The organism is Corynebacterium occultum, from assembly GCF_009734425.1.
Taxonomy (GTDB): Bacteria; Actinomycetota; Actinomycetes; order Mycobacteriales; family Mycobacteriaceae; genus Corynebacterium; species Corynebacterium occultum.
In genome coordinates, this window is record NZ_CP046455.1 from 473,148 (window position 1) to 488,911 (window position 15,764).

A 15,764-nucleotide genomic window follows, 5' to 3' on the forward strand; every position below is an offset into this window, starting at 1 on the left:
ACAAGGTGATTTTGTGCTATCTGGGGACGGCGGTTCCACAGCAGACCGAATGCTAAATTACCAGCGGTTTCGGTGGTTTCAGTCCAGGAAACCACCATCCGCGTGAGGTGCTGGAAGGACCCATCTTGGCAGTCTCCCGCCAGACCAAGTCAGTGGCCGAAATCCCCGGGGCTCCTAAGCGATACTCTTTCGCGAAAATTTCGGAGCCCATTGCCGTTCCAGGTCTTCTTGACCTGCAACGTGACTCCTACGCCTGGCTCGTTGGCACGCCGGAGTGGCGTGCCCGCCAGCAGGAGGAGCTCGGCCCGGATGCCCGCGTCACCAGCGGGCTCGAGGATATTCTCGAGGAGTTGTCCCCGATCCAGGATTACTCCGGCAATATGTCTCTTTCGCTGTCCGCCCCCCGTTTTGAGCCCGTCAAGTACACCATTGACGAGTGCAAGGACAAGGACATCAACTACTCGGCCCCACTCTATGTGACGGCTGAATTCATCAACAACGAAACCCAGGAGATCAAGTCCCAGACCGTCTTCATCGGTGACTTCCCGATGATGACCGAGATGGGTACCTTCATCGTCAACGGAACTGAGCGCGTCGTCGTTTCGCAGCTGGTCCGTTCCCCGGGTGTCTACTTCGACCAGTCCATCGACAAGTCCACCGAGCGTCCGCTGCATGCCGTGAAGGTTATCCCTTCCCGCGGTGCGTGGCTGGAGTTCGACGTCGACAAGCGCGACACCGTCGGTGTCCGCATCGACCGTAAGCGTCGCCAGCCGGTGACTGTTCTGCTCAAGGCCCTTGGTTGGACCACTGAGCAGATCACCGAGCGTTTCGGCTTCTCCGAGCTGATGATGTCGACCCTGGAGTCCGATGGTGTGGCCAACACCGACGAGGCACTGCTGGAGATCTACCGCAAGCAGCGTCCCGGCGAGCAGCCGACCCGCGATCTCGCGCAGTCCCTGCTCGACAACTCCTTCTTCAAGGCCAAGCGCTACGACCTGGCCAAGGTCGGCCGTTACAAGGTCAACCGCAAGCTGGGTCTGGGCGGCGACCATGAAGGTCTGCTGACCCTGACCGAAGAGGACATCGCCACCACCCTGGAGTACCTCGTCCGCCTGCACGCCGGCGAGCGCAGCATGGTTTCCCCGAACGGTGAGGAAATTCCGGTCCAGGTCGACGACATCGACCACTTCGGTAACCGTCGTCTGCGTACCGTCGGTGAGCTGATCCAGAACCAGGTCCGCCTGGGTCTGACCCGTATGGAGCGTGTCGTGCGTGAGCGCATGACCACCCAGGATGCGGAGTCCATCACCCCGACCTCGCTGATCAACGTCCGACCGGTCTCCGCGGCCATCCGCGAGTTCTTCGGCACCTCCCAGCTGTCCCAGTTCATGGACCAGAACAACTCGCTTTCGGGTCTGACCCACAAGCGTCGTCTGTCCGCACTGGGCCCGGGTGGTCTCTCCCGTGAGCGCGCCGGCATCGAGGTCCGAGATGTGCACCCGTCCCACTACGGACGTATGTGCCCCATCGAGACCCCGGAAGGCCCGAACATCGGCCTGATCGGCAACCTCTCCTCCTACGCACGTGTCAACGCCTTCGGCTTCATCGAGACCCCCTACCGTCGTGTCGTCGACGGCCGGGTCACCGAGCAGGTCGACTACCTGACCGCTGATGAAGAGGACCGTTACGTCGTCGCCCAGGCCAAGACCGAGGTCGACGCTGATGGCAACGTGGTCGAGGACATGGTCACCGTCCGCGTGAAGAACGGTGACATCCAGGTCGTTCCCGGCAACGAGATCGACTACATGGACGTCTCCCCGCGCCAGATGGTCTCCATCGGTACCGCGATGATTCCCTTCCTCGAGCACGATGACGCCAACCGTGCCCTCATGGGTGCGAACATGCAGAAGCAGGCTGTTCCGCTGATCCGTGGCGAGGCCCCCTACGTCGGCACCGGCATGGAGCTGCGCGCCGCCTACGATGCCGGCGACCTGGTGATCTCCACCAAGTCCGGTGTGGTCGAGAACGTCAGCGCTGACTTCGTCACCATCATGGATGATGACGGCATCCGCGACACCTACATGCTGCGGAAGTTCCAGCGCACCAACCAGGGCACCAGCTACAACCAGAAGCCCCTGGTCAGCCTGGGCGATCGTGTCGAGGCCGGTCAGGTGCTTGCCGACGGCCCCGGTACCTTCAACGGTGAGATGTCCCTGGGTCGCAACCTCATGGTTGCCTTCATGCCCTGGGAAGGTCACAACTACGAGGATGCGATCATCCTCAACCAGAAGATCGTGGAGGATGACATCCTTACCTCGATCCACATCGAGGAGCACGAGATCGATGCCCGCGACACCAAGCTCGGTGCCGAGGAAATCACCCGTGAGATCCCGAACGTCTCCGAGGACGTCCTGCGCGACCTCGACGACCGCGGCATCATCCGCATCGGTGCCGACGTCCGCGACGGCGACATCCTGGTCGGTAAGGTCACCCCGAAGGGTGAGACCGAGCTGACCCCGGAGGAGCGACTGCTGCGTGCCATCTTCGGTGAGAAGGCCCGCGAGGTGCGTGACACCTCCATGCGCGTGCCTCACGGCGAGACCGGCAAGGTCATCGGCGTGCGTCGTTTCTCCCGCGAGGACGATGACGATCTGGCACCGGGTGTCAACGAGATGATCCGCGTTTACGTGGCTCAGAAGCGTAAGGTCCAGGACGGCGATAAGCTCGCCGGCCGCCACGGTAACAAGGGTGTCGTCGGCAAGATCCTGCCGCCGGAGGACATGCCCTTCATGCCGGACGGCACCCCGGTCGACGTCATCCTGAACACCCACGGTGTCCCGCGTCGTATGAACATCGGTCAGGTCCTGGAGATCCACCTCGGCTGGTTGGCTGCAACCGGCTGGGAGGTTGATCCCGAGGATCCGAAGAACGCTGAGCTGATCAAGACCCTGCCGGAGGATCTCTACGATGTCCCGGCCGGTTCCCTGACCTCCACTCCGGTGTTCGACGGTGCCTCCAACCAGGAGCTCGCTGGTCTGCTCGCCAACTCCCGCCCGAACCGTGACGGCGACGTCATGGTCAACTCGGATGGCAAGACCCAGCTCTTCGACGGCCGCTCCGGTGAGCCTTTCCCGTACCCGGTGGCCATCGGCTACATGTACATGCTGAAGCTGCACCACCTGGTGGACGAGAAGATTCACGCCCGTTCCACCGGCCCGTACTCCATGATCACCCAGCAGCCGCTGGGCGGTAAGGCACAGTTCGGTGGCCAGCGTTTCGGTGAGATGGAGGTGTGGGCGATGCAGGCTTATGGCGCCGCCTACACCCTGCAGGAGCTGCTGACGATCAAGTCTGATGACGTGGTCGGCCGCGTGAAGGTCTACGAGGCCATCGTCAAGGGTGAGAACATCCCGGACCCGGGTATTCCGGAGTCCTTCAAGGTTCTCCTCAAGGAGCTGCAGTCCCTGTGCCTGAACGTGGAGGTCCTCTCCGCGGACGGCACCCCGATGGAACTGTCCGGTTCCGATGACGACGAGCTGGATCAGGCCGGTGCCTCCCTGGGCATCAACCTTTCCCGTGATGAGCGTTCCGACGCGGACATCGCTTAGCAGCCACAATGGCACCCCCGGTGTTCGTGGTCCGGGGTGGGGAGCGGTACACCGCTTCCCCGCCCCAGACCGCGAGCGCATAATCACCTTTATTTTTTAAACGCCATCAATCTCCCGGGTATCCGGGAGGAAAGGGAGTTACGTGCTCGACGTCAACTTCTTCGACGAGCTCCGCATCGGACTCGCCACCGCTGATGACATCCGTCGTTGGTCCAAGGGCGAGGTCAAGAAGCCGGAGACCATCAACTACCGTACCCTCAAGCCTGAGAAGGACGGTCTCTTCTGTGAGCGGATCTTCGGCCCCACCCGGGACTGGGAGTGCGCCTGCGGTAAGTACAAGCGTGTCCGCTACAAGGGCATCATCTGTGAGCGCTGTGGCGTTGAGGTGACCAAGTCCAAGGTGCGCCGTGAGCGGATGGGCCACATTGAGCTGGCCGCCCCGGTCACCCACATCTGGTACTTCAAGGGTGTTCCCTCCCGTCTGGGTTACCTGCTGGACCTGGCTCCGAAGGACCTGGAACGCATCATCTACTTCGCCGCCAACATCATCACCAGTGTTGACGATGAAGCCCGCCACAACGACCAGACCACTCTGGAAGCTGAAATGCTGCTGGAGAAGAAGGACGTCGAGGCAGATGCCGAGTCCGACATCGCTGAGCGTGCCCAGAAGCTCGAGGAAGATCTCGCCGAGCTCGAGGCCGCCGGCGCCAAGGCTGATGCCCGTCGCAAGGTGCAGAATGCCGCCGACAAGGAGATGCAGCACATCCGCGAGCGCTCCGAGCGTGAGATTGAGCGTCTCGAGGAGATCTGGCAGACCTTCGTCAAGCTGGCTCCGAAGCAGATGATCATCGACGAGAACCTCTACTCCGAGCTGATCGACCGCTACGAGGATTACTTCACCGGCGGTATGGGTGCAGGAGCGATCCAGACCCTGATCCGCAACTTCGACCTCGACGCCGAGGCCGAGATTCTGCGCGACACCATTCAGAACGGCAAGGGCCAGAAGAAGATGCGCGCCCTCAAGCGCCTGAAGGTCGTCGCGGCCTTCCAGCGCTCGGGCAATGACCCGGCCGGCATGGTCCTGGACTGCATCCCGGTGATCCCCCCGGAGCTGCGTCCGATGGTTCAGCTCGACGGTGGCCGTTTCGCCACCTCCGACCTGAATGATCTCTATCGTCGCGTGATCAACCGCAACAACCGCCTCAAGCGCATGATCGACCTCGGTGCCCCCGAGATCATCGTGAACAATGAGAAGCGCATGCTGCAGGAGTCCGTGGACGCACTGTTCGACAATGGTCGTCGTGGCCGTCCGGTCACCGGACCGGGCAACCGTCCGCTGAAGTCCCTGTCTGACCTCCTCAAGGGCAAGCAGGGTCGATTCCGTCAGAACCTGCTGGGTAAGCGTGTCGACTACTCCGGCCGTTCGGTGATCATCGTCGGTCCGCAGCTGCGTCTGCATGAGTGTGGTCTGCCGAAGCTGATGGCGCTGGAGCTCTTCAAGCCCTTCGTCATGAAGCGTCTGGTGGAGAATGACTACGCCCAGAACATCAAGTCCGCCAAGCGCATGGTTGAGCGTCAGCGTCCTGAGGTCTGGGACGTGCTCGAGGAGGCCATCTCCGAGCACCCCGTGATGCTGAACCGTGCCCCCACCCTGCACCGCCTGGGGATCCAGGCCTTCGAGCCCGTGCTCGTCGAGGGTAAGGCCATTCAGCTGCACCCCCTGGCCTGTGAAGCCTTCAACGCCGACTTCGATGGTGACCAGATGGCAGTCCACCTGCCGCTGTCCGCCGAGGCACAGGCTGAGGCCCGCGTCCTGATGCTGGCTTCGAACAACATCCTTTCCCCGGCATCCGGCAAGCCGCTGGCCATGCCGCGTCTGGACATGGTCACGGGTCTGTACTTCCTGACCATGGACAAGCGTGAGGACGAGCTGGGTGGCGCAGGCCGCTTCCGCCCGGCCGATGAGAACGGTCCGGCACAGGGCAACTACTCCACCGTTGCGGAGGCCATCATGGCCCGTGACCGTGGCGTCCTGGGTCTGCAGGCACCGATCCAGGTGCGTATCTCGCACCTGCGTCCGCCGGCCGAGATCGAGGCTGAGCAGTTCCCGGATGGTTGGCAGCAGGGTGAAACCTGGACCGCCGCCACCACTCTGGGCAGGGTCATGTTCAACGAGCTTCTGCCGTGGAACTACCCCTACCTTGAGGGCGTCATGGTTCGTAAGGGTGGCGCGAAGAACTCCATCCTGCTCGGTGACGTCATCAACGACCTGGCTGCGAAGTACCCGATGATCACCGTCGCGCAGACCATGGACAAGATGAAGGACGCCGGTTTCTACTGGTCCACCCGTTCGGGTGTCACCATCGCCATGTCTGACGTGCTGGTGCTGCCGAACAAGGATGAGATTCTCGACCGCTATGAGGCCGAGGCTCAGGAGATCGAGCACAAGTTCTGGGTCAAGGGTGCGCTCACCGAGCGTGACCGCTACGACCGTCTCGTGGAACTGTGGAAGGACGCCACCGACACCGTCGGCCAGGCTGTTGAGAACCTGTACCCGGATGACAACCCGATTCCGATGATCGTGAAGTCCGGCGCGGCCGGTAACATGCGTCAGATCTGGACCCTGGCCGGCATGAAGGGCATGGTCGTGAACTCCCGTGGTGAGTACATCACCCGACCGATCAAGACCTCCTTCCGTGAAGGACTGTCGGTGCTGGAGTACTTCAACAACTCCCACGGTTCCCGTAAGGGCCTGGCCGATACCGCGCTGCGTACCGCCGACTCGGGTTACCTGACCCGTCGTCTGGTGGACGTCGCCCAGGACGTCATCGTCCGCGAGGATGACTGCAACACCCGTCAGGGTGTGCGCGTCCCGGTCGCCGAGGCAGCTCTCGACGCCAACGGCGAGGTCGCCGGTTACGTGCGCCACAGCCTGGTCGAGACCTCGGTCTCCGGCCGCGTGCTGGCCACTGACGCCAAAAACTCCGAGGGTGAGGTCATCCTGCCGCAGGGTGCTGACCTCAACGAGCTCAACATCGACTCCCTGGTCGATGCCGGCGTCGCCGAGGTCAAGGTCCGCTCCGTGCTGACCTGTCAAACCCCGACCGGTGTCTGCGCCAAGTGCTACGGCAAGTCCATGGCATCCGGCAAGCTGGTCGACATCGGAGAGGCCGTCGGTATCGTCGCCGCTCAGTCGATCGGTGAGCCCGGTACCCAGCTGACCATGCGTACCTTCCACCAGGGTGGTGTCGGTGGCGATATCACCGGCGGTCTGCCGCGTGTCCAGGAGCTCTTCGAGGCTCGTGTCCCGAAGAACCGTGCCCCGATCGTCTCGGTCGCCGGCACCGTCCACCTTGAGGATGACGGTAACTTCTGGACCCTGACCGTCACCCCGGATGACGGCTCCGATGATGTGATCTACGAGAAGCTCTCGAAGCGTCAGGGCCTGGCCCAGGTGCGTCGTCCCATGGAGTCTAACCCGGCCGCCACGATCGAACGCGCGCTGCGTGAGAATGACCACGTCGAGGTGGGCGACCGCCTGCTGCGTGGTCCGGCTGACCCGCATGACGTGCTCGAGGTTCTCGGCCGTCGTGGCGTGGAGCAGCACCTGATCGACGAGGTGCAGGCCGTGTACCGCGCCCAGGGTGTGGCCATCCACGACAAGCACATCGAGATCATCATCCGTCAGATGCTGCGTCGCGGCACCGTCATCGAGTCCGGTTCCACCGAGTTCCTGCCGGGAACCCTGGTGGATCTCTCCGAGGCGAAGATGGCGAATGCCGAGACTCTGGCCGCTGGCGGTCAGCCGGCGGAGCTGCGTTCCGAGATCATGGGTATCACCAAGGCCTCGCTCGCAACCGAGTCCTGGCTCTCGGCGGCCTCCTTCCAGGAGACCACCCGTGTGCTTACCGACGCCGCGATCAACAAGCGTTCGGATAAGCTGATCGGCCTCAAGGAGAACGTGATCATCGGTAAGCTGATCCCGGCCGGTACCGGTATCTCCCGTTACCGCAACATCTCCGTCAAGCCGACCGAGGCTGCCCGCAACGCCGCCTACTCGATCCCGACCTACGGTGATTCGATCTACGGCGATGATGGCTACGGCGAATTCACCGGCCCTTCGGTGCCGCTGGATGAGGCTTTCTAAGCCCGCCTGAAGCTGTCCGAGGCCCCCACCACCCAAACCATGGGTGGTGGGGGCCTCCGGCCTTTCCCCACCACAGCTTGTCGACGCCCCGCGCTGCCCGGGGGCGTCGTTAAGCGGCGCGGGGCTTGGTGATGACCTCGATGCCACCCATCAGGGCCAGACCGGTCACCCGCACCACCGGGGCATCCGGGGGCAGGCTTTCGGGACGGATGGTGCATCTTTTGTCCACGCTCGAGTCGAACCCTCCCATCAGGGCGAAACCATCGCAGATCACCCGGACCCCCTCGGGCACGATGATGTTTATCCCGCCCATCAGGGCATATGCCTGGATCTCGGTCTCTCCGCCCTCGAAACGCGCTTCCCGCAGGTCAATGTCATTTCCGCCCATCACCGTGAAAGTATTGTGGCGGCGCGGCACCAGCCAATCACCCTTGCGTACTGCGCCGCCCATCATGGAGAAGCTGAACTCCGAACCATTGGTGTCCCCGGTGATCCGGCTGCGCACCCGGTCAACCGCCTGACGGGGTGTCAGGGCACCGCCGCCGGGGGCCGCGAAAGGGATGGGGGAGTGCTGGTTGAAGGGCACCGGGGTCTCGGCCACAGGCCCACTGGGCGGCAGGCCGGCGATCTGTTCCGGGGCATCATGGACATCCGCGACCAGGGGAACCAGATCCTCCCGATACCGGGTCGCCCAGGCTTTGGCGGAGCGCTCATCAAACTCGGTGAAGTCGATCTGGCCGCGGCTCATGGCGGCGGAAAGTTCATCGCAGACGCGTTGACGATCGGCGTCGGAAGCCAGTTTGCGGATGGGTTTGGCGGGTTCCAGAGGGCCGGAAATGTCATTCATATCACCCATGCTAATGGCCGAAGTGACTGCCCGGGAGGGGGAAAACCCTGATTTCCGGGGGTACAGGGGTGCCAGGGCGCTACATTGTGGACAAGAAGGGATTTTGGTGTATGGGTGGCGCTGCTGTACTCTGACACCCAGTCCCACGTCTAGATGGTGGGAGCCTGAAATTTTCCCCGGTAGGCCAGCGAGAGCGGCTGACTGGGTTTCGCGCGTTCATTTGGAAGTTGGTTTCCCAGCTCTTCGAACGTGCGCAGGCGAACAGAGAATCTTCAAGCTCGGTCGGCAATCCCGGCCGGATTGCCGATCTATCAGAAAGATGGTTCATGCCAACTATTCAGCAGCTGGTCCGTAAGGGTCGCCACGATAAGAACCAGAAGACCGCTACCGCGGCCCTGAAGGGTTCCCCGCAGCGTCGCGGCGTGTGCACCCGTGTCTACACCACCACCCCCAAGAAGCCGAACTCCGCGCTGCGTAAGGTCGCCCGTGTGCGCCTGACCACCGGCATCGAGGTTTCCGCCTACATCCCGGGTGAAGGCCACAACCTGCAGGAGCACTCCATGGTGCTCGTCCGCGGCGGTCGTGTGAAGGACCTTCCGGGTGTCCGTTACAAGATCGTCCGTGGTTCCCTGGATACCCAGGGCGTCAAGGATCGCAAGCAGGCCCGTTCCCGCTACGGCGCCAAGAAGGGACAGTAATCCATGCGTAAGAATGCAGCTCCGAAGCGTCCCGTCGTCAAGGACCCGGTCTACAAGTCCGAACTGGTCACCCAGCTCGTGAACAAGGTTCTCATGGGTGGCAAGAAGTCCACCGCCGAGCGCATCGTCTACGGTGCCCTCGAGATCTGCCGCGAGAAGACCGGCACCGAGCCGGTTGGCACCCTTGAGAAGGCTCTGGGCAACATTCGCCCGGACCTCGAGGTCCGCTCCCGCCGTGTCGGTGGCGCCACCTACCAGGTTCCGGTTGAGGTCCGTCCGGGCCGCTCCAACACCCTGGCTCTGCGCTGGATGGTCACCTTCACCCGTGCCCGCCGCGAGAACACCATGATTGAGCGCCTCGCCAACGAGATCCTGGATGCCTCCAACGGTCTCGGTGCCTCCGTGAAGCGTCGCGAAGACACCCACAAGATGGCTGAGGCCAACCGCGCCTTCGCTCACTACCGCTGGTAGTCAATCGCATGCCTGTGACCCTCCCCTCCTCCCGCTCCCTGCAGCGACGCCGGCTTTGCGGCAGTCTGCTGCGGGGATCGGAAGGCAGTGGTTGGGTCCATTGTGCTTTCCGGGGGTCACGCCCTAGTTCAGTGTGACATTCCTGATAGTGCGAGAAGCCACAGATAGGCTAAGGTCAGTCCGGAAATATTGGTCTGGTACTGCCTTATCGACAGATCAGTGGCAAAATTGAACGAGAACTATTCGTCGTTGGCGTTCATGGTGCAGCCATGAACTCCCATAACCATTAAATTGGGGTATGACTGTGGCACAAGAAGTGCTTTCTGACCTGACCAAGGTCCGCAACATCGGCATCATGGCACACATCGATGCCGGTAAAACCACCACCACCGAGCGCATCCTGTTCTACACGGGTATTAACCGCAAGGTCGGCGAGACCCACGACGGTGCCTCCACCACCGACTGGATGGAGCAGGAGAAGGAGCGTGGTATCACCATCACCTCCGCTGCCGTCACCTGTTTCTGGGACAACAACCAGATCAACATCATCGACACCCCGGGTCACGTCGACTTCACCGTCGAGGTTGAGCGCTCCCTCCGTGTCCTCGATGGCGCAGTCGCTGTCTTCGACGGCAAGGAAGGCGTTGAGCCGCAGTCCGAGCAGGTCTGGCGTCAGGCTGCCAAGTATGACGTGCCGCGTATCTGCTTCGTCAACAAGATGGACAAGCTGGGCGCTGACTTCTACTTCACCGTCGGCACCATCCAGGACCGTCTGGGTGCCAAGCCGCTGGTCATGCAGCTGCCGATCGGCGCTGAAGATGATTTCGACGGCGTCGTCGACCTGCTCGAGATGAAGGCCCTGACCTGGCGCGGCAAGACCGAGATCGGCACCGAGGCCACCATCGAGGAGATCCCGGCCGACCTGCAGGAAAAGGCCGAGGAGTACCGCGAGAAGCTGCTCGAGATCGTTGCCGAGTCCGATGACGAGCTCATGGACAAGTACTTCGGTGGCGAGGAACTGACCATCGACGAGATCAAGGGCGCCATCCGCAAGATGGTGGTCAACTCCGAGATCTACCCGGTCTACTGTGGCACCGCCTACAAGAACAAGGGCGTTCAGCCCCTGCTCGACGCTGTCATCGACTTCCTGCCGAACCCGCTGGACATCGGCGAGGTCCACGGCATCGATCCCAAGGACGACACCAAGGAACTGGTCCGTAAGCCGGCCGATTCCGAGCCGCTGTCCGCTCTGGCCTTCAAGATCGCCGCTCACCCCTTCTTCGGTAAGCTGACCTTCGTTCGCGTCTACTCCGGCAAGGTGGAGCCGGGCGACCAGGTGCTCAACTCCACCAAGGGCAAGAAGGAGCGCGTCGGCAAGCTCTTCCAGATGCACGCCAACAAGGAAAACCCTGTTGAGATCGCGCACGCCGGTAACATCTACGCCTTCATCGGTCTGAAGGACACCACCACCGGTGACACCCTCTGTGACTCCGATAGTCCGATCATCCTGGAGTCCATGGACTTCCCGGATCCGGTTATCCAGGTCGCCATCGAGCCGAAGACCAAGTCTGACCAGGAGAAGCTGGGTCTGGCGATCCAGAAGCTCTCCGAAGAGGACCCGACCTTCACCGTTCACCTGGATGAGGAGTCCGGACAGACCGTCATCGGCGGCATGGGCGAGCTGCACCTCGACGTCCTGGTTGACCGTATGCGTCGTGAGTACAAGGTCGAGGCCAACATTGGTGACCCGCAGGTTGCTTACCGCGAGACCATCCGTAAGGCTGTCGAGAAGGTCGACTACACCCACAAGAAGCAGACCGGTGGTTCCGGTCAGTTCGCTAAGGTGATCCTCTCCTTCGAGCCCTACGCCCCGGAGGCTGAGGAGCTGGAGGAAGGCGAGTCCGCAACCTACAAGTTCGAGAACGCCGTCACCGGTGGACGCATTCCGAAGGAGTACATCCCCTCCGTTGACGCTGGTATCCAGGACGCCATGCAGTACGGCTTCCTCGCCGGCTTCCCGCTGGTCAACGTCAAGGCCACCCTGCTTGATGGTGCCTACCACGACGTTGACTCCTCGGAAATGGCCTTCAAGGTCGCTGGTTCCCAGGCACTGAAGGAAGGCGTCGCCAAGGCGAAGCCGGTCCTGCTCGAGCCGATGATGGCTGTCGAGGTGACCACCCCGGAGGAGTACATGGGTGAGGTCATCGGTGACCTGAACTCCCGTCGTGGCCAGGTCAACGCCATGGAAGACCGTGCCGGCGCCAAGCTGGTCAAGGCCAAGGTACCGCTGTCCGAGATGTTCGGCTACGTCGGTGACCTGCGTTCCAAGACCCAGGGTCGTGCAAACTACTCCATGGTCTTCGACTCCTACGCTGAGGTTCCGGCCTCCGTTTCCGCAGAGATCATCGCGGAGCGCACCGGCGCCTAAGGGTTGTCGAACCCCCTCCCTTCTCTTCCAGTGACCGTGCCGGCACCGGGGGAGAAGGGAACCGCGGGGGTAGCGGCCTGCTGAGGGTTCTGTCCTCAATTTCCACACAGAACCCTGAGTCGGCCGTTACCCTCCGGTATCCCTGGAATCAGGTGGGTGGATCAAAAACCGCGAACCAGGTTCGTGGTTTGAAAATCTGCCTGCACAAATCTAGGATCATGTAACTGGCACATCTGAAAAACGTCATGACTGTTATTCACTACAGTGGACAGCGGAAATGACATACATCCACCACGTGGCTGCGAAGTTCGTAGCCACCATGAAGTCCAGGAGGACATACAGTGGCAAAGGCGAAGTTCGAGCGTACGAAGCCCCACGTCAACATCGGTACCATCGGTCACGTTGACCACGGTAAGACCACCACCACCGCGGCCATCACCAAGGTTCTGGCAGATGCTTTCCCGGATCTCAACGAGTCCTTCGCCTACGACGCCATTGACAAGGCACCGGAGGAGAAGGAGCGTGGCATCACGATCAACATCTCCCACGTCGAGTACCAGACCGAGAAGCGCCACTACGCGCACGTTGACGCCCCGGGCCACGCCGACTACATCAAGAACATGATCACCGGCGCTGCTCAGATGGACGGTGCCATCCTCGTGGTCGCCGCCACCGATGGCCCGATGCCGCAGACCCGCGAGCACGTGCTGCTGGCTCGCCAGGTTGGCGTTCCCTACATCCTCGTCGCCCTGAACAAGTGCGACATGGTTGACGATGAGGAAATCATCGAGCTGGTCGAGATGGAGATCCGTGAGCTGCTCGCTGAGCAGGATTACGACGAAGATGCTCCGATCGTCCACATTTCCGCTCTGGGCGCCCTGAACGGCGAAGAGAAGTGGACCCAGGCCATCCTGGATCTCATGCAGGCTTGCGACGATTCCATCCCGGATCCGGAGCGCGAGATGGACAAGCCCTTCCTCATGCCCGTCGAGGACATCTTCACCATCACCGGCCGCGGCACCGTCGTTACCGGCCGTGTCGAGCGTGGCTCCCTGAAGGTGAACGAGGATGTCGAGATCATCGGCATCAAGGAGAAGTCCACCACCACCACCGTCACCGGTATCGAAATGTTCCGTAAGCTCCTCGACTACACCGAGGCCGGCGACAACTGTGGTCTGCTGCTTCGCGGCATCAAGCGCGAGGACATCGAGCGCGGCCAGGTCATCATCAAGCCGGGCGCTTACACCCCCCACACCGAGTTCGAGGGTTCCGTCTACGTCCTGTCCAAGGACGAGGGCGGCCGCCACACCCCGTTCTTCGACAACTACCGTCCGCAGTTCTACTTCCGCACCACCGACGTCACCGGCGTCGTGAAGCTGCCGGAAGGCACCGAGATGGTCATGCCGGGCGATAACGTCGACATGCAGGTCACCCTGATCCAGCCGGTCGCCATGGACGAGGGTCTGCGCTTCGCTATCCGCGAGGGCTCCCGCACCGTCGGCGCTGGCCGCGTCACCAAGATCACCAAGTAATTTACTGATCTAAGCGTCAGAGCTCTTCTAGTCTGACAGGCCAACAGCTGCCCCGGAGGAATTTTCCTCCGGGGCAGCTGTTTTTGTCTGGGGTGGGGTCCCAGGGGGTTGCGGGGTTGGGCAACGTAGAAGGCGCATTTAGGGGGTTGCGGGGCTCAAAACGGGTGAATCAGCCCCCAGATGCACCTTCTACGTTGTGCCGGGGTGCCCGGCAAGGGGGATGGATGGTGCCTGGTCTACTGGGGTGCTGACTAGAATGGGCACCCATGAAGGATCCTGCTCGAATTGCCCCGGTTATCGCTGAACTGCAGGAAACCTGGGAGGCACAGCCAGACCTTTCCCTGCCCACCCTCTTCGGGTTGCTGGAGAACCGGGGGATCGGCTGGGGCAGCGGCGATGAGGAGCTTGTCCAGGCCTTGCGGGAGCTGCGCCGCCACAATCCACTTGAGGTGCGTGGCCACTCCCGGTCCGCCGACCTGGAGGCGGGGATCCCGGGGCAGGAGGTTCCGGGGCGTTTCCTGGTGGAGACCGTGTCCCCGGATCACCGCGTCACCATCGACCCTTTTCGCATCGGTGTGCGCCGTGTGACGGCGGATGGTGAGCAGCCTCAGCCCGGGGTCTGGGGGTTTGAACGGATCCGTCGTTGCCGGGTGGCTGAACCACTGGTGATCCGGGATGAGTCGGGTATCGACCACCGCCTGGGTGTGGTCTCCCGGATCACCCTCCTCAATGAGCGCCCCCTGGCGGAGGTGGGCACCCTCGACGGAATGGAACGTCGGGATATCGGGGAGCGGGTCTACCAGCTGATCCTGGGGGAGGGGAGTAGCGCCTTGTTGACTCATGGGCTCTGGGTCTTCAATATTTCGCGTCGTGCCGTGGCTCAGCGCCGACTGAAGTGGGAGAAGCTGCTCAGCGCAACCCCGGGGCAGGTGCTGCGGGTGCGGCAGGCCGGCAACGGGGAGGACGTGGAATTGGGGGAGCTGTTGCGGATCATCCCCCTGGAGGCCTGAACGAGGTGGGATGACGGGGGCATCCCATGTCCCCTATATTTCATCTTGCGGGCTGAGATGGTTTCACCACCACCTGGGATGATTCCGGATCATCCTGGGGAGATACCGCAGTTGGCTTTATGTCCCGGGGCGCTCTCATTGACCTGGAACGTGATCTGGCTTTCATTCGGAGTGGCAAAGAAGAAAGTGTTTGTGTTATCGGGGTGTCTCGTGCTTTAATGGACAGGTTGCTTTAACAGGACGTGCGTCGATCGCGCCTCCGCTCACTGCCCTGAAACGGGTGGCTGACGGTAGCTCAACTGACAAAATCGTTCATGGTGAGGCGAACATGACACCTTCAGTCAGATCCTCCGGGGTCTGCAGGAGGCTCCCGAACTCGAGTGGATCGTGCAAACGACGCGCCCGGGAACGGGGACCGGTGAAGGGGCATGGCAAATAAACAGCGGCAGTAGGTCTGGACCACGCTTATCACGAGTATTGGTCCCTTCCAGCTTGATTTCGGGTTTCTTGTACCCCGTCTGAGGCATTGGCGTGTGTTTATCCCACGCCTGCTATGCATCCGGTCATTCATGACAGTCAAGAAGAAACTGGCGTTGCGCCCGTGCTCCGGCCGGACAACGTTATAGAGAAATCGAGAAGCGATTCCCACCTCTCCATCATGGATGTGGGGCAAGCGAGGAAGAGGATAAGCGTGGCGGGACAAAAGATCCGCATTCGGCTCAAGGCCTACGACCACGAAGCGATCGATGCGTCTGCACGCAAGATCGTGGAGACCGTGACCCGTACGGGTGCACGTGTGGTTGGCCCGGTGCCGTTGCCCACTGAAAAGAACGTATACGCCGTTATTCGTTCTCCCCATAAGTACAAGGATTCTCGCGAGCACTTCGAGATGCGCACCCACAAGCGCCTGATCGATATCCTCGACCCGACGCCGAAGACGGTTGATGCACTTATGCGCATCGACCTCCCGGCCAGCGTCGACGTGAACATTCAGTGATCGACGGAAACTTTGGCAGCGGAGAA

At 61.8% G+C, this 15,764-nt stretch carries 9 protein-coding genes; 8 read left to right on the forward strand and 1 reads right to left on the reverse strand.

Going from position 1 to position 15,764, the window contains the following annotated elements; genetic code table 11:
- Nucleotides 1-107 precede the first annotated feature (107 nt).
- On the forward strand, nt 108-3,608 hold the full coding sequence (gene rpoB / locus COCCU_RS02215; protein WP_156229963.1) for a DNA-directed RNA polymerase subunit beta: 3,501 nt from the start codon (nt 108-110) through the stop codon (nt 3,606-3,608).
- Between the two features lie 142 nt (nt 3,609-3,750).
- Nucleotides 3,751-7,755 (forward strand): DNA-directed RNA polymerase subunit beta', encoded by a 4,005-nt coding sequence (locus COCCU_RS02220; protein ID WP_156229964.1) that lies wholly within the window; start codon nt 3,751-3,753, stop codon nt 7,753-7,755.
- A 109-nt stretch (nt 7,756-7,864) separates the two neighbouring features.
- Here COCCU_RS02220 and COCCU_RS02225 read toward each other — a convergent pair whose 3' ends face one another.
- Nucleotides 7,865-8,602 (reverse strand): DUF1707 SHOCT-like domain-containing protein, encoded by a 738-nt coding sequence (locus COCCU_RS02225; protein ID WP_197088412.1) that lies wholly within the window; start codon nt 8,600-8,602, stop codon nt 7,865-7,867.
- A gap of 326 nt (nt 8,603-8,928) precedes the next feature.
- Here COCCU_RS02225 and rpsL point away from each other — a divergent pair, with 326 nt between their 5' ends.
- The 6 genes from rpsL (at nt 8,929) to rpsJ (ending at nt 15,738) form a co-directional block, all read left to right on the forward strand.
- Entirely contained in the window at nt 8,929-9,300 is a 372-nt protein-coding gene (rpsL, locus tag COCCU_RS02230; protein ID WP_156229967.1) for a 30S ribosomal protein S12, read from the forward strand.
- A gap of 3 nt (nt 9,301-9,303) precedes the next feature.
- Nucleotides 9,304-9,771, forward strand: coding sequence for a 30S ribosomal protein S7 (gene rpsG / locus COCCU_RS02235; RefSeq protein ID WP_156229969.1), 468 nt, complete (start codon nt 9,304-9,306; stop codon nt 9,769-9,771).
- Between the two features lie 304 nt (nt 9,772-10,075).
- Nucleotides 10,076-12,199, forward strand: a complete 2,124-nt coding sequence (fusA, locus tag COCCU_RS02240; RefSeq protein WP_156232514.1) for an elongation factor G — start codon at nt 10,076-10,078, stop codon at nt 12,197-12,199.
- A gap of 341 nt (nt 12,200-12,540) precedes the next feature.
- Nucleotides 12,541-13,731, forward strand: a complete 1,191-nt coding sequence (tuf, locus tag COCCU_RS02245) for an elongation factor Tu (RefSeq protein WP_156229970.1) — start codon at nt 12,541-12,543, stop codon at nt 13,729-13,731.
- A gap of 266 nt (nt 13,732-13,997) precedes the next feature.
- Nucleotides 13,998-14,741 (forward strand): hypothetical protein, encoded by a 744-nt coding sequence (locus COCCU_RS02250; protein ID WP_156229971.1) that lies wholly within the window; start codon nt 13,998-14,000, stop codon nt 14,739-14,741.
- A gap of 691 nt (nt 14,742-15,432) precedes the next feature.
- Complete coding sequence (rpsJ, locus tag COCCU_RS02255; RefSeq protein ID WP_003854291.1) at nt 15,433-15,738, forward strand: 30S ribosomal protein S10; 306 nt, start codon at nt 15,433-15,435, stop codon at nt 15,736-15,738.
- Nucleotides 15,739-15,764 lie beyond the last annotated feature (26 nt).

Bases quoted from the DNA above. Each gene is read 5' to 3' on its own strand.
- COCCU_RS02225 (WP_197088412.1), bottom strand. From the start codon at position 8,602: ATGAATGACATTTCCGGCCCTCTGGAACCCGCCAAACCCATCCGCAAA.
- rpsL (WP_156229967.1), top strand. From the start codon at position 8,929: ATGCCAACTATTCAGCAGCTGGTCCGTAAGGGTCGCCACGATAAGAAC.
- rpsG (WP_156229969.1), top strand. From the start codon at position 9,304: ATGCGTAAGAATGCAGCTCCGAAGCGTCCCGTCGTCAAGGACCCGGTC.
- COCCU_RS02250 (WP_156229971.1), top strand. From the start codon at position 13,998: ATGAAGGATCCTGCTCGAATTGCCCCGGTTATCGCTGAACTGCAGGAA.